Origin of the sequence: Leptospira bouyouniensis, from assembly GCF_004769525.1 — a bacterium.
In the GTDB taxonomy this organism is placed as follows: domain Bacteria; phylum Spirochaetota; class Leptospiria; order Leptospirales; family Leptospiraceae; genus Leptospira_A; species Leptospira_A bouyouniensis.
Genome location: NZ_RQFT01000001.1, coordinates 141,702 through 162,807 on the forward strand (window position 1 = coordinate 141,702; position 21,106 = coordinate 162,807).

General features: G+C 38.4%; 17 protein-coding genes. 7 read left to right on the plus strand and 10 right to left on the minus strand.

The window, feature by feature from the left end; translation table 11 throughout:
- Window positions 1–18: 18 nt before the first annotated feature.
- From EHQ43_RS00700 to EHQ43_RS00710, 3 genes are read right to left on the minus strand one after another with little or no spacing between them, the layout of a single operon-like run.
- Window positions 19–1,635 (minus strand): NCS2 family permease, encoded by a 1,617-nt coding sequence (locus EHQ43_RS00700; protein WP_135769882.1) that lies wholly within the window; start codon window positions 1,633–1,635, stop codon window positions 19–21.
- Window positions 1,632–2,090, minus strand: coding sequence for a ClpXP protease specificity-enhancing factor SspB (locus EHQ43_RS00705; RefSeq protein ID WP_135753807.1), 459 nt, complete (start codon window positions 2,088–2,090; stop codon window positions 1,632–1,634). Before EHQ43_RS00705 ends, EHQ43_RS00700 begins: the two co-directional genes overlap by 4 nt.
- On the minus strand, window positions 2,087–3,970 hold the full coding sequence (locus EHQ43_RS00710; RefSeq protein ID WP_208730825.1) for a polysaccharide biosynthesis protein: 1,884 nt from the start codon (window positions 3,968–3,970) through the stop codon (window positions 2,087–2,089). Before EHQ43_RS00710 ends, EHQ43_RS00705 begins: the two co-directional genes overlap by 4 nt.
- Before the next feature lie 83 nt (window positions 3,971–4,053).
- Here EHQ43_RS00710 and EHQ43_RS00715 point away from each other — a divergent pair, with 83 nt between their 5' ends.
- Entirely contained in the window at window positions 4,054–4,539 is a 486-nt protein-coding gene (locus tag EHQ43_RS00715; RefSeq protein ID WP_135769883.1) for a hypothetical protein, read from the plus strand.
- On the opposite strand, the gene hrpB is transcribed toward EHQ43_RS00715, so the two are convergent.
- The gene (hrpB, locus tag EHQ43_RS00720; RefSeq protein ID WP_135769884.1) at window positions 4,521–6,986 is read right to left on the minus strand and encodes an ATP-dependent helicase HrpB; all 2,466 of its coding nucleotides are present in this window, start codon (window positions 6,984–6,986) and stop codon (window positions 4,521–4,523) included. The genes EHQ43_RS00715 and hrpB overlap by 19 nt on opposite strands.
- Window positions 6,987–7,103: 117 nt before the next feature.
- On the opposite strand from hrpB, the gene EHQ43_RS00725 reads away from it, so the two are divergent.
- Complete coding sequence (locus EHQ43_RS00725) at window positions 7,104–7,970, plus strand: methylated-DNA--[protein]-cysteine S-methyltransferase (RefSeq protein ID WP_135753805.1); 867 nt, start codon at window positions 7,104–7,106, stop codon at window positions 7,968–7,970.
- 1 nt (window position 7,971) lies between these two features.
- On the opposite strand, the gene EHQ43_RS00730 is transcribed toward EHQ43_RS00725, so the two are convergent.
- The gene (locus tag EHQ43_RS00730; protein WP_244242572.1) at window positions 7,972–8,712 is read right to left on the minus strand and encodes a lysoplasmalogenase family protein; all 741 of its coding nucleotides are present in this window, start codon (window positions 8,710–8,712) and stop codon (window positions 7,972–7,974) included.
- 299 nt (window positions 8,713–9,011) lie between these two features.
- On the opposite strand from EHQ43_RS00730, the gene EHQ43_RS00735 reads away from it, so the two are divergent.
- From EHQ43_RS00735 to EHQ43_RS00750, 4 genes are read left to right on the plus strand one after another with little or no spacing between them, the layout of a single operon-like run.
- Complete coding sequence (locus EHQ43_RS00735) at window positions 9,012–10,511, plus strand: choice-of-anchor D domain-containing protein (RefSeq protein WP_135769885.1); 1,500 nt, start codon at window positions 9,012–9,014, stop codon at window positions 10,509–10,511.
- A gap of 19 nt (window positions 10,512–10,530) precedes the next feature.
- On the plus strand, window positions 10,531–12,546 hold the full coding sequence (locus EHQ43_RS00740; protein ID WP_135769886.1) for a S8 family serine peptidase: 2,016 nt from the start codon (window positions 10,531–10,533) through the stop codon (window positions 12,544–12,546).
- A gap of 16 nt (window positions 12,547–12,562) precedes the next feature.
- Window positions 12,563–12,898 (plus strand): hypothetical protein, encoded by a 336-nt coding sequence (locus EHQ43_RS00745; RefSeq protein WP_244242573.1) that lies wholly within the window; start codon window positions 12,563–12,565, stop codon window positions 12,896–12,898.
- Between the two features lie 56 nt (window positions 12,899–12,954).
- Window positions 12,955–13,233 carry a hypothetical protein gene (locus EHQ43_RS00750; RefSeq protein WP_244242574.1) on the plus strand — a complete coding sequence of 93 codons (279 nt, stop codon included), beginning with the start codon at window positions 12,955–12,957 and terminating at the stop codon, window positions 13,231–13,233.
- 448 nt (window positions 13,234–13,681) lie between these two features.
- On the opposite strand, the gene EHQ43_RS00755 is transcribed toward EHQ43_RS00750, so the two are convergent.
- The 5 genes from EHQ43_RS00755 to sthA all read right to left on the minus strand — a co-directional run bounded on the left by EHQ43_RS00755 (window position 13,682) and on the right by sthA (window position 18,092).
- The gene (locus EHQ43_RS00755) at window positions 13,682–14,080 is read right to left on the minus strand and encodes a TIGR04452 family lipoprotein (RefSeq protein ID WP_135769887.1); all 399 of its coding nucleotides are present in this window, start codon (window positions 14,078–14,080) and stop codon (window positions 13,682–13,684) included.
- Between the two features lie 305 nt (window positions 14,081–14,385).
- Entirely contained in the window at window positions 14,386–14,937 is a 552-nt protein-coding gene (locus tag EHQ43_RS00760; RefSeq protein WP_135742680.1) for a HAMP domain-containing protein, read from the minus strand.
- 81 nt (window positions 14,938–15,018) lie between these two features.
- Complete coding sequence (locus EHQ43_RS00765) at window positions 15,019–16,062, minus strand: FecR family protein (protein WP_135769888.1); 1,044 nt, start codon at window positions 16,060–16,062, stop codon at window positions 15,019–15,021.
- A 5-nt stretch (window positions 16,063–16,067) separates the two neighbouring features.
- Window positions 16,068–16,586, minus strand: a complete 519-nt coding sequence (locus EHQ43_RS00770; RefSeq protein WP_425269606.1) for an RNA polymerase sigma factor — start codon at window positions 16,584–16,586, stop codon at window positions 16,068–16,070.
- Window positions 16,587–16,688: 102 nt separating this feature from the next.
- On the minus strand, window positions 16,689–18,092 hold the full coding sequence (gene sthA, locus EHQ43_RS00775; RefSeq protein ID WP_135742677.1) for a Si-specific NAD(P)(+) transhydrogenase: 1,404 nt from the start codon (window positions 18,090–18,092) through the stop codon (window positions 16,689–16,691).
- Window positions 18,093–18,269: 177 nt separating this feature from the next.
- Between sthA and EHQ43_RS00780 the strand changes: the two genes are divergently transcribed.
- Window positions 18,270–21,041 (plus strand): adenylate/guanylate cyclase domain-containing protein, encoded by a 2,772-nt coding sequence (locus EHQ43_RS00780; RefSeq protein WP_135742676.1) that lies wholly within the window; start codon window positions 18,270–18,272, stop codon window positions 21,039–21,041.
- Window positions 21,042–21,106: the final 65 nt, after the last annotated feature.

Genomic DNA, 21,106 nt, shown 5'->3' on the forward strand with positions numbered 1-21,106 from the left:
CAAAAGATTACAAGCAATTTAATGCCCTAAAGGATCCCCTTTTTCTTTAGAACCTAGGAACTGGATCAGTAAAAATAGGGTCGCAAGAGAGGTGTAGGCAATTGGGAAATCCCAATTCGCAATTTCTGTAAAACGGTTTAAAATGGCATTCCCTTTTAATTCGTATGCATGGATCCAACCAACCATCGACAAAAAAGCAGCTATGATTGCCCATACACTTGCTTTCAGCCATTCTCTTTCTAATATAAAAACAACCATCGCTGCCCAAATCATAGAGGTAATAAGAAATCCTTGGGAGAGAGAAAGAACACCTCCTAAAGCATATGGAAGGAATGGTAAATGTTCAGGGATGTCTGATAGTGAAAAATGAATTTCCTTCTTTGCACCTAATTCTAGTAATACGGCTTGTAATTTTCCATCCAAAAAGTAAAAAACGTTTTGGATAATGAGTACAGCCCATCCTGCAAATGCAGGGAGTAGTCCCACAACGACAGCAGGGGAATGGTGTTTAGGGATCGCTTGGAAAGCTTGGCTTGTAATGATAATCCCAATCCAAAGTACAATCGCCATGCCTGCTTCCACTGGGATGAGAGCTTGGATTAGGCCCATCAAACCAAACAAACTCACGACTGTCATAAATACACCAGATAACATCGAATAACTGTGTTTTGCTCCTAATGCCTTCCAACCAGGGTGACCAATATAAATTGTTGTAGGGAAAGGAGATCCAAACGCAGTGCCTGCAAGTGTTCCAATGCCGTTCACGAGGAGCGAAGTTTTGGTATCAAAACTATCGCCAGAAGCTTCGGCGGATTCAATATTTTGTAAAGACCCAATCACATTGAAAATTCCCATAGGAAGTATGATTGAAAAGTATGCCTGCAAATTAGCATAAGTTAAAGTTTCAATTAAAGAACCTAAGGATAGTTGAGGGAGGTAAAAACCAAGTGTTTCAAGACCTTTTTGGATTCCACCTACCTTGTAAACAGGGTCGCCCCAAAAACTAGAAAGGTAAGAAAGCAAAACTCCAACCAAAACAGATAAAAATCCACCAGGAATTCCAAAAGGAAAACGCACTTTGCCAAAATACTGCAGTAATATAATACCTAACGGAATGAAGGCGATCATAGGCCTTTCAAAAGTGCGTAATAAAAAATCCATCGAAATAAATGTGAGTGCAATTCCCGCGAGGGCAGAAAGTAAAGCTGCTCTTGGAGTGTATTTCCTAATTTTGGCTGCGAGGAAAGATCCCAATACTTCAATAAGTCCGGAAGCAAATGAGACAAGAAGTCCCGCCTTCCATGCCTCCTTATAATCACCTGTCGCTTGGTAGGTGGGGAACATCACAAAGAAGATAAAAGCAAAAAGCGAAACAGTATTGATCCCGTAAGGGATGGCAGTGACGTCATTTCGATTGGTTCGTTGTCCTAGTTTCCAAGCTTGCCAAGCGTAAAAAACATTCCCTACGAGTAAGGAAACGGCTGCACCAGGTAACACAACTGATGTGATAAAAGCCAAAGGGAATCCACAAACACCAATACAGAGAGCAGATAGAACTAAAAGTTGAATGAGATTGTCGACCATGAGGCCAAAAAATCCATCGAGGTCGCCGCGTGTGATGGTAAAAAAATTCATTCGTTCCTTTTGCCTCCAAAATCAACTCGAATGACATTCCCGTCACCAGTCACTTCTGGTTTTGGGGATTTAGGTTTTGTTTGAGAATCATCTGGATTTGAATGTGTTTCGATTTGCAAAAACCGAAGTTGAGATGCGGAGTTTTGGAATTTATCGTAGATCCGAAAGACCGCATCCCAAGGAATCATTGTTGGTTCCCAAGTAGATCCAAATTGTAATTCAGCAAATAAATAATCAGGTTTACTATCTAAAACTTTTACAGCTTTATCACCAAACACGAGCACTATGCCAGATTCTTTTTCGGCATTTAAAAGCCCACGTTTCCCAATCTCTAATTTTGGATGGGGCATTACATGGATGTAAAATACTCCGAAACGTTCCCAATATAAGTTGAATAAATCTCTTTTGAACTCACGTAATGTTGTGATTTCTTCCTGCGTGAGGTTTTCGCTCATAAATTCCTTTTACCGTGTGCTGTTTCCCATTCGATATATTCATCATGAATTTTGTATTCTGGAATGATATCCTTTAATCCGACAAAGATTTCCCTGTTTTTATTTGCTTTTGCCAAAGAAAACAATCGATTCAGTTTGTTTTGAAAGAGTAATAGATTGTAATGATCAAGTGGGGCAGCGATTCGAATTTTTGGATGGTGAGTTTTTTTGATTCCTTCTGCGTTTAACAAGAGTTCTTCGTATAATTTTTCACCAGGTCGTAATCCTGAAAATTCAATATTGATATCCTTGTATGGTGTATATCCAGAGAGGCGGATCATTTCTTCTGCTAACGAGAGAATTTTTACAGGTTCTCCCATATCAAGTAAAAAGATTTCTCCATGTTCTCCCATACTTCCTGCCTGTAACACAAGTTGTGTGGCCTCAGGGATGGTCATAAAGTATCGAATGACTTCCGGATGAGTCACAGTGACAGGTCCACCACGTTTTATTTGTTCTCTAAACCTAGGGATTACACTCCCATTGGATCCGAGTACATTGCCAAATCGGACTGTGATGAATTTTGTTCGAGAATTCTGAGAGATATGTTGTAAATAAATTTCCGCAGCCCGCTTTGAGGCTCCCATTACATTCACCGGATTTACTGCTTTATCAGTAGAGATAAGAACGAATCGTTCTACACCAATGAGCCGACAAACATCTGCTACGTTTTTTGTCCCCATCACATTATTAAGAATGGCTTCTGATGGATTGATTTCCATCATAGGAACATGTTTGTAAGCGGCAGAGTGAAATACAACAGAAGGTCTATGTTCTTCAAAAACAGCGGAAATTCTCGATAAATTTTTTACATCGGCAATCACTGGCCGAATATCGATATTAAACTCTGAAAATTTTTTACGTAGTTCGTAATCTATTTCGTATAACGGAGTTTCGGCGGCATCTAAAATCACGAGTACGCTTGGTTTGAATAAGGCAACTTGTCTACATATTTCTGATCCGATAGAACCACCAGCTCCAGTCACAAGGATCACTTTTTTTTCTAAATAAGAACGAATGGATTCGATTTCTAAATCAACGGTAGGTCTACCAAGTAAGTCTTCCACTTGCACTTCGCGGAGTTGAGTGATATTTGGTTTTTCGGCTAAGTACTCACCAAACGTTGGTAATATTTTAAAGTCAACTCCTGCACTTTCGCATTCTTTCATGAGTTTGCTCACAACCCTACCATCTGGTTGTGGAACAGTCATGATTACTTTTTTGATTCCATATCTAAGTAAAACTTTACCAATTTCATCAGTGGAACCTAAAATAGGTATCCCTTGGATATACCCACCTTTTTTTGAAATATTATCATCTAAGAAGCCGACAGGTTGGTAATCTAGGTTAATACTTCGCCTAATCTCAGTTAAAAAAGAGCTACCTAGTTTTCCTGCTCCAACAAGAAGGATGGGGGTCCCTTTTCTAGTTTTGTCGGAGCTAAAAATCTGTTCTCGTAACATCCGCCAACTTAAACTTCGTAAACACAAAAACCCAAGTAAGATGAGTGTATCTAGGATAGGCACCATCCGAGAGAGTTGGTAAAATCGATTATAAAAGAGTAGGGCAAGAGTCGAAACCAAAGAAGACAGGATGGTTGCTTTGATGATGGATAAAAGATCGTGTAAGGAGGCATATGACCATAAGGATCGATAAATGCCGGCAAATAAAAAAACGGAACTCCTTGTCACCACAACGATTGTGGCACAGACCCAAAAATCAGGGTAATTATCGAGAAACCCAATATTTTCGAAACGCACTAAGTGTGCTAGAAAATAGGACAAAAACATAAAGAGAATGTCTACAGGAAAAACCCAGTATCTTCTTGGGATCGATTTCATATCTGATAAATAAAGGTATTTGGAACAAAATTCCTTGTAAATACAGAATCTGTTCCGAAGAATAGAAAAGAGGAAAAACCTGTTTGAAATCACTTCTTTTCCGCCTTGCTGGGAACTTTTCCGCAGAAATAGGCTCGGAACTTTATTTGAAACTAAAGGAAGAAACCCATTCTCCTTCGCTTTTTTGCCTTGATTTTACGGAAGTCACAGAAGTGACCGAAGTGGGTTGGGAATTTCTAAGAAAAATGGCAGAACGGTGTAAAGAAACGGGATCCAAAGTTGCAGGTTTTGGACTCAAAACTCATATTCCAAACGAACAAATTTCTCTTTTAACTTTTTTTTCCGATGAATCTGAATGCATTCATTTTTTAGAATCATTCTTCATTGGTGATACACCTGCTAATGAACAAAGTCCGAAACCTTCACAAGAAGGGAAAACCATCCATTGCCCAGAATGCCAAACCTTACTTCGATTCAAACAAATGGGGGACCATCTATGTCCAAATTGCCAATCCAAATTTTTTGTGAACTCGAAAGGTTGGGTCTCAACTTACGAACGTTTGTTGTGATTTAAATGTTTTGTCGGGACCGCTTCCCAAGGTTTGTCTGGCCATGGGTGTTTTGGATACCTTCCTTTTAATTCTTTTTTTACTTCATGATACCCAATATTCCAAAAACTCTCTAAGTCTTTTGTAATTTGGACAGATCGTCTAGCTGGTGATAATAAATGAACTAAAATTTTTATTTTGCCTTTTGCTAAAGTTGGTAATTGTTTGAGTCCAAATAGTTCTTGTAATTTTACATATAACTCTGGTTCGGTGCCATTATATTGGATTTGGATGTAAGAACCTGATGGTACCTGGATAGATGAGGGCGCCTCTTTTTGGATAATGGATTGATTCTCATAACCAACATAGGATTGAAACGCTTCTAAAAATGGAAGGTGAGACAAACCAAATTTTTGAGTTTCAAAGTTTAAAAAAGGGAATAACCAATCTTTGGCATTGGCTTTCAAATGGTCAAATGAGACATTTAAATTCAATACTCCATTTTTTACGAGGAACAAAACTCGGTTATAATACTGGTATAGTTCTTCCTTTTTTTTCCATTCAGTTTCCCAGTCCAAACCGAACAAATATACTTCAAATGCCATTTGTAATGAATCTGGATTAGGTTTTTGAATTTCCTTTGATTCTAAGACTAACTCACCTAGCAAACGTTCTTCCTTCACTACTAAAAATGATTCTTCCTTCTGGTTTGTACGAATTTCGGGGTTTTCTTTGGTTTTAATTTGGTGACTTAGAGTTTCTTCTATGAGTTCAATTGAGATTGGAATGTATTGGGTTATGTAAACTGATTGTCCAAAGGAAATTGTATCAAGTGCGATGATAAACTCAGGAGGATTCAATAAGTTTAGATTCAATTCTGCAATCTTTCCATTCGAGAGTTTATATTCTTTTCCTACTTTATCCTTTCGTTTGCCAATTCGATCCGGGAAACCTTGGATCAGAAAAAATTCACGTTCATTTTTATTTGGATTTTGCGTAGGTTCATTTTTTCCTTTAAAAATGCTTAAAATTTGATCATAGATCATTTTTAATTCCATGTTCAACTGCGAGGAGGAAACAAACTTTGGGAACTCTTTTGCTTCTTTCGATTGGGTATCCTTTCCTAAGATTGAAACAATGTCGGCAATGAGTGATTCGTTTTGTTTTGGTAAAAGTGAAACAATCTTTGCTAATCGAATGGGTAAGGGGTATCGTAAAACCTCTTTTCCTGTTTGCGTCAGTTGCTCTTTATCATCCAAACAACCTAATTGTTTCAATCGTTCTGTTGATAATGCCAATGAACCTTTATTAGGTGGATCTAAAAAAGGAAGAGAGTTAATTTCTTCTCCAAAAGACTTTACCTCTAAAACCAACCTGTCTAAATCACCTTCTAAAATCTCTGGTTTTGTACGATCGTAAAAACTAGTTTCCTCTTCTTTGGACCATAGTCTGTAAACAAATCCTTTTCCCTCTCTAGCCGCTCGACCAGCCCTTTGTTTGGCACTACTCAAACTAATTCGATCTTTCACCAAATGTGTGATCCCAGATTCAGGATCAAAAACTGAATGTTTAAAATAACCTGTGTCAAAAACAACACGTACTCCAGGGATCGTGACCGATGATTCTGCAAGGTTTGTGGATATGATGATTTTCTTTTTTCCATTCAGATTAGGACTAAAAACCTTTTCTTGGTCTGATAAACTCATGTCACCAAACAAAGGTAACACAACGGAATCATTTTGAATTGATGGATTGAATTCTAATTGGTTTTTAAGGTCTAAGATTTCTTTTTTGCCAGATAAAAATACTAAAATGTCACCTGTCATCTGTTCTACGGCTTTTGGGACAAGATCAATTAATCTCATAATTGAATTTTTTTTTGATTCACCCATATAATAAATCTCTAGCGGGTGTGTTTCTGTTACGACTTGAATTGGTGGGTTTGAAATTCCAATGGAAGAAAAGTTTTGTCCTTCAAGTGTTGCCGACATAATGAGGATTTTTAAATCCTTTCGAAAGATTTCTTGGGATTTACGAGCTAGAGCAAAACAAAGATCTGATTCCATCCTTCGCTCGTGGAATTCATCAAAGATAAGCAAACCATAATCGGTAAGTTCTGGATCAGATAATAAATATTTTGTTAAAATTCCATCTGTCACAAATTCAACTTTGGTATTTTGAGTTGATTTGGAATCAAATCGAACGCGGTATCCAATCGAATTTCCTACATCTTCTCTAATGGATTGGCTAATTCTTTTGGCTGCATTTTTGGCAGCAATCCGCCTTGGTTCTAAGATACAAATTTTTTTCCCCCCACCGATACCTAACTTAAACAGTTCAAAGGGCAAAGCAGTCGTTTTCCCAGATCCTGGAGGTGCATCCAAAATAGTAACTGGGTTTTTTTGGATAGATTCAACTATCTCTTGTAAGGCGGAAAGTACGGGGAATGTGTTGGGATCAGAATTCACAGCAGGAGATAAAAAAACCTTCTATTTCCGGCTTAAAAAAGCAAACAAATTGTATTTTTTTGAAAAAATCACAAGAATCGGGTTTCCTGAAATTAATGAATCCAGTAGTATTTCCCTGTGGATTTTCAGAAAAAAAACTACCAATTGATTCAAAATTCTATTGAATATATGATCCAAAATTATGAATCACAACCCAGTTTAGATGTTTTGGCAGGTTTGGTTGGCCTAAGTCCATCTCATTTTCAAAAAATGTTTTTGACATTCGTTGGAGTTTCACCCAAACAATTTTTATCTTCTATAACAGTAACGCATGCTAAGCGATTGATAAAAAACTCTTCTTTATTGGACGTTACCTACCAAGTAGGATTATCAGGATCAGGAAGGTTACATGATTTGTTTATCAAAATGGAAGGAATGACTCCTGGAATATTTAAATCTGCTGGTGTTGGACTCAAATTGTATTACGAATTTTTCCCAACGATTTTAGGGGATATGATTGTTGTCTCCTCCGATATCGGCATCCAAAACTTACAATTCTTAGAGGGGGATGGTTCTCAAAACCAAAATGAAATCTTAAAGCAGATACAATCAAATTTTCCTAATGCTATTTGGAAGGAAGAAAACAGAAACCTTCACACTCCGGTAAAACATTTTTTACAAACTTTGACGTTTCCAAAGGATCCAATCCATCTCTCAGTGTTAGGTACCCCATTCCAACTTAAAGTTTGGCAGTCATTATTATCGATACCTTCAGGCGGAGTGTCAACTTATGGAGCGATTGCTGAATCCATAGGACAAACCAATGCACAACGAGCTGTTGGAACAGCGATTGGAAAAAATCCTATTGCGGTTCTCATCCCTTGCCATCGAGTCATCCAATCTTCAGGATTGTTTGGAGGTTACCGGTGGAATCCAAAACGAAAACAGACACTCATTGCTTGGGAGAATGCGATACACTCTCCTAAGGATTTGAATCAATCGTAGTTTAATGCGCAAGCATCCTTGTATGAGAAACTAAGAAAAAACCAACGAGCAAAAAACACTGTGCAATTAAGTATGTGATCCAAGGCACTTGGAATTCCCATTTAGGGTGTCGTGTGCCATTGATTGTCGTTTCTCCCATCACTGCATCAGACAATAAGAAAAATAATGCTCCAATTGTCAGATACATCCAAACTCCGCCATACAATAGATAGGCGTTGATGCATAACGAAACAAAAAAACATAATATTAGACCATACACAAATGCGGAAGCCATTACCGATTTAGAACGTTCGGGATTGTAAACTCGGAAGTAAAAAATAACAGCAGGTAAAACAAGTAATACTGCTGTTATGAGATACGGTTGGATGCCAGTATACAATTCGTTCCAAGAGATCAATTGGCGAAAGGAAAGGATGAAAAAAACTTGGGCAACGGCAAAACTAAAAATCCCACCAAGAACTGGGTCTTTCATGTATTTTTTTGCCAATGGGAATTGTAAATTGAACCAATCACCTAACATAGAAAATGCAATTGCGTATAGTGGAAACGCAAACCGTGCATGGCCAATTTGAAATAACAACCAGGCAAATACTAAGACTTGGAAGGAAAACCCTAAATAAATTCCTCGTGAGATTTCCAATCGTTGCTTTGGGTTTGGTTCTTCACTGATGGTAAACCAATGGATGAAAAAAGCAGATACGATTGCAAATGGAATGGCGGTTAGGATCAGATAATATACCATACTGTATATTACCATAGTCATTTTGAAATTGCAATCGGAAGTTTTTAGAGTAGTGGAATCCTTTACAAATCAAATGAAGTAAGACAGTCATAAATTAAATGATTCCGTTTTCCAATGTACCAATGGGTAATTGATAAAAAATTTTTTTTAAAAAAAATCTCTCAAACCGTAAATCACGTTCTAAAACGGCCTTCGCACCGTTTTTAACAGTTTGAATCTCCACCCTAACAAAACAGTACGGTTGATTGTAGACGAACTCGTATTATATTGGTCAAAAAATCAGACTTTGGGCCTGTATAATGCAAAAAAAGAACATTCTAATTCCATTCATTTCATTATTCTCTTTGATTTCGTGCCCCGGAGCGGGCGGTGGTGGCGGTGGAGCAGCATTTGCTCTACTAGGACTTGGTGGTGGAGGAGATGTCCCTGCTCCCAAACTCGAAGTATTGTATTCTGGTGTTGTGAGAGAAAGTGGGGCCACCATAGATATTGGCTCTGAACCTGTGAATACTGCTGATGGCAAAACTGGAACTGTGACAATTCGGAATGTTGGAACTGCTCCCATTACTTTACCAGGTACACCTAACATCATAGAAAAGTCAGGAACGAACGCTTCCGAATTTGATATTACACAGCCAAGTAGCTCAACCTTAGCAGCAGGTGCCTCTGTTACTTTCACGATTACATTTAAACCGACAATGCCGCTTGGTGCAAAATCTGCGATTTTAAAAATCCAATCCAGTGATCCTGCTGTAGCCGCATTCCAAATGAATCTAACCGGAACGGCAGAACCTGCAACACCACGTTTGGCAGTCTCTGTTGGTGCTACTCAGATAGCAGCTAACGGAAGTTATAACATTGGTTCAGTTGAAGTGGATTCCATTGGGGGAGCGGTTACCTTTACAGTGAAAAACACTGGTAGCGCCACAGCAAATATGGATAGTCCTGCTGCCACATCTGCCAATGCACGTTTTGCCTTGAATCTTTCTGGAATCCCAACAACAATTGCTGCCAATGCATCGGCAACTTTTACAATTCAATTTTCTCCTTTAGCCGCAGGGTCACAATCCTCCAATATTGCAGTAAACTATGATGGTGCGGCGAGTTTTGTATTCAGTGTCACAGGAACAGGTACTCCGAAGCCAGTTCCAACGATTGCTATTTCACACAATTCTAGCGATTTCACAAGCGGTGGTTCCATTCCTACATTTGGTGTCGTTTGGCCCACACTGACTTCAACAACGAAAACAGTGACAATCAGCAATACAGGTACCGCTACAATGACTGGCATCTCTATTACAAAACCTAGTGGAGATACATCTCAGTTTACGGTCAGTGCGTTTAGTACAGGTGCAACTTTAGCTGCTGGTGCATCGGGAACTTTCACGATCCAATTTAATCCTTCGACGGCAGGTACAAAAAATGCGGTTGTAAGGATTGCCACAACCAATGGAAATAATGGATCTGCTTCTAGTTCTGATTTAAATGTTACAGGAACAGGGAAATCTGGTACTGATGTTCAAGTTAGTTGGACAGCGACCAATGAAAAAGCAGTTAATGACACAGATGGAGGATACCGAGTTTGTTATAGCCAAACAAACGGATTTACTCCTACACATAATCCTCCGAGTGTCATCTGTGAAAACCAAGCAAATGCTGGTGGGACAACTCCTTCATCGAGAGTGATCACAGTGACTAATTTTGGAACATGGTACTTCAAAGTATATTCTTACGGAAAATACAACACAACAGGTGGGGCACCTTCCACACAAGTATCTGTCAGTGTTCCGAGTACATAAATAGAAGAGGCATCATCATATGAAAATGAATCAACAATCGATTACAAAAATTCTGACAATTGCGGCAATGTTAATTGCCTCAAATATTTTGATTTCCGATCCAATTTGGAAATTGAATCAAACAAAACTAGACTTGGATGCTCTTCGAACAAAATCGAAATCTTCCCAAAAGTTACCATATCTTCCTGGAGAAGTGGTCATTCAGTTTAAAAAAACCGTCCCAGACTCTGAACTTCTCCGCCAAACATCAAAATTAGCAACTGTCACGGGAGGTCTAAATCTAAAAGGCCACTTTACAACGGCTAAATTATTGGATTCAGAAACAATGGAAGAGGGACTTCGACGTATCAAACGTGATCCAAATGTTGAGTCAGTTGAACCAAGGTATTTATATTATAAACAAGCTTCGGCTCCAAACGATCCACAATTTGCAAGGCTTTGGGGTCTTAGTAATACAGGACAAACGCTCGCCTCTCCAAGTTATATGGCAAATTCGAGTAATCCAGGAACATCAGGAAAAGACATGAATGTTCTCGGCGGTTGGGATGTGACAACTAGTTGTTTAGGTAGCAATGCAATCGTTGCTGTGTTGGATACTGGCGTCACATATAACCATGAAGATTTAGTCGGAAATATGTGGGATGGATCTGGTGGTTGTGTCAACCAAAATGGTACTGCTATCGGTGGTGGTTGTCCAAATCATGGATACGATTTTGTTAACAATGACAATAACCCACGTGATGAAGAAGGTCACGGTACACATGTGGCGATGACCATTGGTGCTGTTGGTAATAATAGTATAGGGATCACTGGTGTGTGCCAATCTGCAAAAATCATGGCAGTTCGGGTCCTAGGTTTAGGCGGAGGAACAAACGATTCCGTAGCCAATGGAATCTATTTCGCAGTTCGGAATGGTGCAAAAATCATTAACATGAGTTTGGGTGGACCTAGTTTTAGTACTGCTATTAATAGTGCAATTGAATATGCAAGAACCAATGATGTGTTAGTTGTTGTTGCCGCAGGGAATGATGGAGCTAATTTAAATGGAACGGGAGCTTCTTACCCATGTGAAAATACAAATGCGAATTTAATTTGTATTGCTGCCCTCGATCAAAAACATGCTCTTGCAAACTTTTCGAACTATGATTCAAATGGGACTGCTGCAAATAGAACAGTTGATTTTGGGGCACCTGGTACTAATATTTACAGTGGGTATGGAAATGAAATTTCCTACAATGAAAATGCAACTAGTTATTCTGACTGGACCTATTCGACAGTAGGAACTGCTTGGTCTTCCACTACTTGTACGGTTCAAAATTTTAAAATGTTAGCTAACGTAGACTGTACGCTACCAAACCTTCTATTTGACAATGCATCTGTAACTCTTTCAACAGTTGCATTAAGTACAAATAGTATCGTCTACAAAAATTTCACAATTCCATCTGGATCTACCAATGTTTCTTTGTCGCATTTTATCATTAGTGTCGGTGAAAGACAAAATTCAACGTCATGTTATGATTATATCCAAGCAAGGTATTCCTCTACAGCAGGTTCCCCAGCGGGTGGTACGATTTTACCTATGTATGATTCAAATTTTGGATCATTTAAAGACCAACTTTGTTGGGACAACACTGATCCATTTGTAAGCGATACTTCAGACACAAAAATTTTAACGAATTGTATTGGTGGCGGAACGAATTGTACGGTTGGGTATCGTATGGTTTCTGATAATTTGGATGCTTTTCCAGGTGGAATCGTTGCAGATGTATACCTTACTGCTTGGGCACCATCAACAACAGCATATACGAATTTAAATGGAACTTCGATGGCGACTCCAAACGTTGCTGGAGTTGCTGCATTAATCCGATCTTACAATCCAAGTTTTACTTACCAAGATGTCATTACAAAACTAATTGAAGGTGGAGTGACAGAGACAGCTTTGACTGGTACAACTCAATATGGGAAAGCAATAAATGCGAATAATTCTCTCAAACATTTAAAACAAGTAACTGGAGTTACAGCTGTTTTACAATAGTCAAATTTGGTGCAGTTTGGTTCTGGTATCGACTTTAACCAGCTGCACAATATCTGGAGAAACCAAACCCGTACCAAACATGAGGCCGATCGAAGAGAAGAAACAAATGTTTGTGGCAGGTGAGTATTTGTTTGCAACAGAAGAAGGGGTTTCGATTGAAGAATTGAGATCCATATTCTCAGAATATGGAATCATATCCTTAGAGCCCCTCATCATTAGAGATCGCAGTTATAAATTGGTACTTAAGAACGATCCCGGCCTTCCAACATTGGAGAAAAAGACCACAAGTTTTGGTAAGTTTAAGTACATTGAAAAAAACCAAATCATGCAAAAGTATAAAATGAATCCTTAACGCTAAATTAAAAAAAACGCGTATACCCAACTTTGTATTTTGTCTAACTAATAATCGTGATCCTTCGTTTTAGTCTTATTCTATTTTTAATTCTATTCCTCGGCACTTGTACAAAAACAAGTCAATCTTATGAAGCCTGTGAACGTGCGGACTTGGATTATTTGGCATGTTCGCTTGTGATTTACCAATCCTATACATATTGTGCTGAATCTGCTTCTACTGTTTCCGGGAGTACTGAAATAAAGGCAGCTGCCAAATTTAGATGTGATGCAGAAAGACTTGTGGGTTCCTATTACTGTGAAGACATCAAGAAAAAAGCCTGTGGTACAAAATAAGAATCATTTGGTATCTTTGTCATTGTTTAGCTCAAGTTATTTTCTGCACTATTGATTGTATCAAAATTCTCTGTACACAAACGGATGTTCCTAACAAAGAATTTATGGCATAGGTTTATGGTCTAAGGCGTTTTGAAAGACCATACTTACGATCGATTTATGCCATTCCTTTCTGCGTAAAACCGTAAAGCCCAAGTGGTTTAACATAGGTATTCTCGAATTCTAGGACTGTGCCTTTCGATACAATGAGACATAATGTTTGAGTGACATAATACTAATTATGGGAAGTCCCATTTTGCTTCATAATTAATAGTATTCCAAATCAAAATAATGCTTCAAAAGTAAAAGTATTCGAAGTAACATTCTAGTTTTGCAACACCGTTTGGATTCGATACAAAAGAATCCAAACGGAACTTGTGCCTCATTGCCTGAAACGAAGTCCTTTCGTTTATTTCAAAAAATCAAATGTTGTAACTTCTTCAATTTTGCAAGAGAGTTCGACAGAAGCATAGTTTGGAAGTGCCAATCCTAAAAGATAAATATTTTTCACACAAGACTCCACGCCATCACGTTTATAATACTTATCCGGATTGATTTCTGCAAGGATAGGAATCAAAACATCGTTTAGTAAGGCAGAAGATGCCTCTGTAGCTGAAGAATTGACACCTAAAGAAGCAAATTTAACACCATCGATTCTTTTTGATGCTTCTAATAGTGCTGCTTTTGCATCGGAACCAAGTATGTTGTCGTTACTTAACCTAGCAAGTGTTGGTTGGTTACAGTTTGTAACAAGGGTCATTCCAAAAAAGAGTAATCCTACGAAGAGTGATTTGTGTGCGTGTGTCATAACGGAAAGATTTAGGCCGCAAAAAAGAAATTAGTCAATCGGAAACAAACAAAGTCTACATGCCCTCCGGAAAAATGATCCAAAAGGAATGGATCATGTGCAGAGGATTGGAATCATTCCAAAGATTCGACGGGATATGGTTGGAAATGTGAACTTTAGTTTGGAATTTTTTGATAAATATGAGTGGAGGTTGACGTTTTAAGATTTCTGTGTTAGGTGAGAAATCGGCAAAGCCCACAAGCCCACCTCCACCACCCGATTCAGGGCGGGGGCCGCCCTGTTAAAGTTTAGGCGACATAAAAAAATTATGTAGATTTCTTGCTCTGATCGTTCATCCGTTTCTGGATTACTTCGTTTAAAACTTCAACCAATTCTTGGAACTCATCACCTTTTCGAATACGGATGGTTTCAATTGGTTCACCAGACGCCATCCTTTGTAAGGATCGTTTGATGCTGAATACTGGCCCTGCCATCTTATGAGATTTGAAAATCGAAAACACTGTGATTAGGAAAAGATAAAGGACAGACAAAGTCACAACTGCATCTTTTTGGATCTCATAACGATCCAATTTGTGATCATAATTTGGTAAGTATATTTCCCTAGGTACAAATTTTTCTTTTGCTTCTCCGGGAGCGGCATCTTCATTTTCGACTTTCCAATAAACCGTCTGAGCATCTTGTCTGAGGCGAAAGACTGCTCCCCCATCATATTTTGATTGGTTCAACCAATATAAGGACAAAAGAGTGACAATCACTCCAGATATAAACAGAAGGGAATAATGGGCTAAGAATTTTAATTGGAATTCCTTATCGATGAGATATCGGAATCGAAAGTTTTTTTTGTGATTCTCTGGCATAATTTCCTTTCAAATGGCCTTACAGGTTCTCGGTAATGAGCCTTTCAGAAAAAGGAAATCTTGTCAAAAAACTTCTGAAATTTAACGTATTTTTTCTGTTTCGACAATGTTTTGGATAGGGATTTCGATTTGTCCATCCAATCCTTGGAAATGCAAATGTGTTTCGGTTTGTCCTAAGATTACCCCTCGGAGTTCCGTGCCATCTTCTAAACGAACAAGTTCCAATCGTGAGTGCTCCTTGTAAAGCATTGACTCTTTGGCAAGCATGGCTTGGGTATAAAAAGCTTTTAATTCTTTGTCTTCTTTGGGACTAACTTGTGAAGCAATTTGTGGGATGGTTTCCCCTTGTTTAACAATTGCTTGTTGTTTTGAATTTATGATTAAGTCACCAAAAGCAACGGATCCTTCTCGGACAGCTACCGTTTCAGTAACCCCATCGTAAGTCACACTGAATACTGTTCCTCTAACTTGCGTGAGGTGTTCTCCTGCTTGGACTATAAATTCACTATCTTTGGAGAGTTTGGATACAGAAGCAAAAAGTTTCCCTTTTTTGACAGAGAATTTCTGAGATAGAGAACCTTCATTGGTTTTTTGAAGAGTATCAACTACTACCTCAGATTGGGAACTGACCCGTATCCAAGAACCGGTTTCAAAATGTAGGTCCACTTGCGAGCCAGTTTCTGTCGATATTTGGTCGCCAGATGTGAGTTGGTATTTTTCAACGAGTGGAACAGTAGTGACACTCCCTGCGGGAATGACAAATACTTTGCCTTTGATTTGGGATACTGTCACATGTAAGGGTGAGAGAATACTTCGTTTTTTTTCTGATAAGGCCGACGATGTTACTTCTAAAGTTTTTGTTTCCGTTGATTTTAGGAGAAAGACAAAAAGGATACTAGCAGCTATAGCAAACAAAGTACCCCCAACAGTTGCATAACCCATTGGTTTACGAAAGAAGGAAATGATTTGGCTAGTTTGTTTAGGTTTTCCTTCGAAATCATAACGAATCGAACGATTTGAAACTTCTTCCCATTTTGGGAATTCCATGTTTTCCGTCACCTTGGACGGTTTGCGCAAAAGGGATTCCAAAGCTTCGATATGTTTTTGATCTTCTAATTCGCTCATTTGTCTTAATCTGGAACCAGATTTTCCCTTTTTGCTATGGCCAAAACTTTCTCAGTGGCTTTGATGACAAGCCTTGAAGCTGTTGAGACAGAAACGCCTAGTACTTCTGCGATCTGAACGAGTTGGAAACCTTCTACGTTTTTTAATAACAAAGCAGACCTTTCATCTTCGGAAAGTTCGCCCAAAAAGGAATACAAGCGATCCTCTAAATCTTGGTATTCTGCTTTTGTTTCTAATTTTGGATTGTGGCTATGAAATTCAATTTCGTCAGTAGCGATTTCACGAGATGTGGAAAACTTTTTTGCATGATTGATGGATAAATTGCGAGCAATCGTGTACAAAACCATGATGGACTTCTCTTCTGAGAGGCCAGCATTGCCATAATGTTTATGGAAACTTAAAAAGCTGTCTTGCATTAAATCCATGGCTGTGTCCGCATTTTGAGTATATTTATAAAGAAAGTCAAAAATTCGTTTATGACTTCTTTCGTAGATTTGACTCATGGAGACGGAATTGTCGGACACAATCTTGTATGTCCTCGTAAAACCAAGTCTCTGACAAGTAAAATCCCATTCCTCTCTGTAAAAGAAAACAATTGGGATGGCACTAATTCTCAGAAACTCAGTTTATTTTTCGCGCAAAAGGGCATCATTTGCCGCATTTTTGTATGCACCAATCATGGTCGGGTAATTGAAGATATGTTCGGTAAAATACTCAATCGGTGCTTTTAAGTTCACAACACATTGCCCAAGGGCAATGAGCTCGGTTGCTTTATCAGAAATGATATGGACTCCAAGAACTCTCCTAGTTTGTTTATCGAATAAAATCTTTAATAATCCCACTTGGTCTCCACTGATTTGGGCACGTGTGATGGTATCAAATTTGGCAAGTCCCACACCATATGGAACTCCCCTTTTTTTTAGTGCTTCTTCTGTGGGACCAATGGTTGCAATTTCAGGTAATGTATAAATTCCAATTGGGAATTCTTCTGCGTCAACTGGTGCAGAAGGTAAACCAAACATATGTTTTGCGACATAAGCTCCTTGGTACATCGAGACAGAAGCTAAACTTGGGAATCCAATGACATCACCACACGCATAAATATTGGGAATATTGGTTTGGTAATTTTCATTCACTTGGATTTGTTTTCTATCGTTGGGTACTATCCCTACAGTTTCTAAACCCAAATTGTCTACATTTCCAAGGCGACCTCGTGAAATAAGGACTTGGTTGGCTCGAACTACCTCACCCTTGTTAGTTGTTAGTTCAAAACCTTCTTCTTCAGAAATTTTTTTGTAATTAGTTATCGAAGAGTCTACATGGATTTGGATCCCCGAATTTTGCATGATCCGAGTCATTTCATTGGAAACATCCTCATCTAAGAATCCAAGAATTCGGCTTTGTGAGTCAAATAAATGAACTTTCACACCAATATGGGCAAATATCGTTGCGTATTCGGAACCAATGATCCCTGCTCCAATGACAGCAAGGGTTCTTGGCATTTTTTTCATCGCAAATAATCCATCACTATCGTAAATCAATCCCTCTTCAAAAGGGATGTTTTCGTTTGTGGGACGTCTTGGACTACTTCCTGTGGCAATGAGAATGTTTTCTGTTTCGTATACTTTTTTTCTACCGGCAGAGTCTATGACTTCTACTTGGTTTTTGTCGATGATTTTCCCCCAACCAGTGAGAGTTGTGACTCGGTTTTGGATCATCTGTTCCCGAGTGACATCTTCTTCTTTTTCAATGACAGTGGAGGCTCGAAACATGAGTTCTTGTAAAGTCAGTTGGGCTGATTGAGGGGACTGCATTCCATGGAGGTTGGATAGCTTCAGATTTCGGTAGAAGCGACTTGTCTCTTGCAAAGACTTGGATGGGATTGTCCCCCAGTGGACACATCCCCCACCCAGATAGGGATCTTTTTCAATGATCGCAGCTTTTTTGCCGAGTTTACTTGCTTGGATAGCAGCTTTTTGAGCGGCTGGACCGCCCCCGATAGCAATTAAATCAAATCGATTGATGGACATTAGATAAAAGAACGCTACCGAGAAAGTGAAAAATAGCAAGCAAAAATGAATCTTCGGTCTCCAACTTAGTAGTTTGTTAACATTCTCCACCTAACAATATTAAAGATGGAGTACAAAAAATCTTGCATTATCAATTTGTCTTTTTAGTGTACAGTCAAGTATATGGAATTTTTTAAAATGATTCAGTCTGGATTGATCTCCCTTTGGAAAATCCTATCGGAAGGGATTCGTGCAAAACTTGCTTGGTTTACAGGTACTTTGATAGCCTTAACCATTTTGCTCTTGTCCATCATTACAGTCCGCCAACAGACTGCGATCCTTTCTGAAAGTTACGAAAAACAAGCTGCAGTCTCCAAAAATTTTATTGCAGGTCTTGTGATGGAAATTGAATCCATTTCCCAAAATTTAATTCGAATTGAGGAGTTTAAATCTAGAATCGAAAAACAACAAGAAGAGTTAAAAAAATACCAAACTGCCAAATTGGTGACCAAGAAAAAAACCGTCTCTGTGTTCGGATTCAAAACAAATTTATTTGGTTCCCTCGGAACTTCGCGGGTACTAAAAAAATTTGATACTTTTTATTCCGTTTATCTCACGAAGGATGATGTCGCTATACTAGAAAAAGAAATTCGTGACCAATTGAAAGATGCCTCAAATCGTAACATCAGTGAAAAGGAATGGCATTCATTAGAAAGTCTTGCTTCTGCATATGTCAAAAATGAGGAAAAATATTTAGAAATCATCAAACAACCTACTCCAGAAGAAACGGAAGCAAAAGCGAAGTGGGAAATGGATCTCAAAACTATCAAAAAGGAAATGCGCAATCACAAATCCAAACTTGATTTGTTCATTGCTAAGTTTTATGCTGAATCCAAAAAAAGAAAACTAGAAGAGTTAGGACTTGATACACAATTATTCCGTATCCAAACGTTCCCTATATCGGCTATGATTCAAGGAGAAACATCGATTGCCTCGTTTGATACTCAAATCATCGATAATACTTCTCCTTTAGCAAAAATCGAACATTTCGACCAAATGGAAAGTAGTTTAGTGGATTCCTTCCAAAAACTATCAGATGATATCACAACTGTTGATGAAGGTGAAAAACAATATGTTTATGAATGGCAAGATAGAGAGATCCAAGCACTTCATTCTCCGTTATTTCGTCACCAAAATTCAACAAAACGTGCATTTAATCTAATTAGCATCAAATCAAAATTAGGTGACTATCGAGAAGTAATCAAAGAAGATTACCGAATTACAAATGAACTCGCACAATTGATACCGAAACTAAGAGAACGAATCCAATTCTTAAAAAATGCAAAACCTCCTATCCCCCCTGCAAAAGACAAACTTTTCACAAGTTATTACAAATCCTATCAGGAGTTGACTTCTGATAGGGAGAAAATATATGATGAAGTATCCTTACGATATCCAATCCCGAAAGAATCTGAAGAAAAAATTGAATCTTTACGTAGTTTGCGAGATGTTACATTAGAAGATTGGATCCTCTTAAAATTTAAAACCGATCCACTAGAATATGAAAAGTATTACCAAGACCCAGAGGTGAGAGAATCACATCGAAACCGGTGGAAAGCCATACGTAAGTGGATTGTTTCGGCAGAACAAGAAACTCCCCCAAAGGATTTAAAAAAACTTTTCCCAGATGGAAGTTTTGGTCATTCCCGTAGTGAATCGGAAGAGATCATGTGGCGCTTAGATTCGGCCCATTTGTTAGAAGCAGAAAATGTTCCGCTCATGGTGTTACGAGATAATTTTTCAGGTCTCATCCGAACTTTAGTTGATCGTACCGACGGTATTCGCGCTATCAAAGATAATCGAAACCAGATAGTTTTTACTGCGATCACAATCTGCCTCGTTGCCATTTTATTTGCAATTTTTATTTCTGGTGTTGTTGTACAAAAGATACGAAAGATCATTCGTAGTGCTGAAGATGTGGGACAAGGAAATTTAAATGTTCAATTTGACGATGGTGGAAATGATGAGTTTGGGAACCTAACAATCGCTCTCAACCAAATGGTGTCCGGTCTCAAAGAAAGAGAAAAGATGCGAGGGGTCCTTGGAAGTATGGTGGATCCAGTTGTAGTTGGAGAAGCTTTAAAGGATTTAGAGAAATTAAAACGAGGGAGTGAAAAAGTCATCACTGCATTTTTCTCAGACATTGCTGGTTTTAGTACTATCTCAGAGAAACTCAATTCAAAAGAACTAGCAGACCTTCTCAATGAATATTTATCTGCCATGACTCTTATCCTCAAACAACATGATGGTGTATTAGATAAATACATCGGTGATGCCATAGTTGGAATCTTCAATGCACCGCTCGATGTTGAAAACCATTGTTTAAAAGCAGTCACTGCCAGTGTGGAAATGAGAGATAAACTCGAAGTATTAAAAAAGGAATGGATAGAAAAAAAATCATATATCCCTGAAGCCCATAATATGACTTTCCGAATTGGTCTTAACCTAGGTTATGCGAAAGTTGGCTTTATGGGAACAGATGCCCTTGCCTCTTACACCATGATGGGTGATACCGTTAACCTTGCTGCTAGACTCGAAGCTGCAGGTAAAGATTATGGGGTTTGTATTTTGGTCTCTGAGTTTGTGCATGATGAAATCAAAGATCATTTTTTTACGAGAAAACTGGATACAGTCCGAGTGAAAGGGAAATCAAAACCTGTCACTTTGTATGAAGTGAAGTGTAAAAAAGGCGAAGAAACAGAGGCGGAGAAAAAATTTGTAAACTCTTATGAAACGGCACTTTTTTCTTATTTCAACCGAAAGTTTTCTGATGCTAAATCCCAATTTGAAAGTTTATACAAAGCAACAAAAGATGAAGCCAGTAAACTCCTCTTAGAACGATGCCAATATTATATAGAATCACCCCCTGAATTGGATTGGGATGGTTCGTTCACAAGGACAAAAAAGTAGAATTTATAGATTTAATTCCGCTAAACTAGACAAAATATCTAATAAATTGTATATTTTCCTTGCAT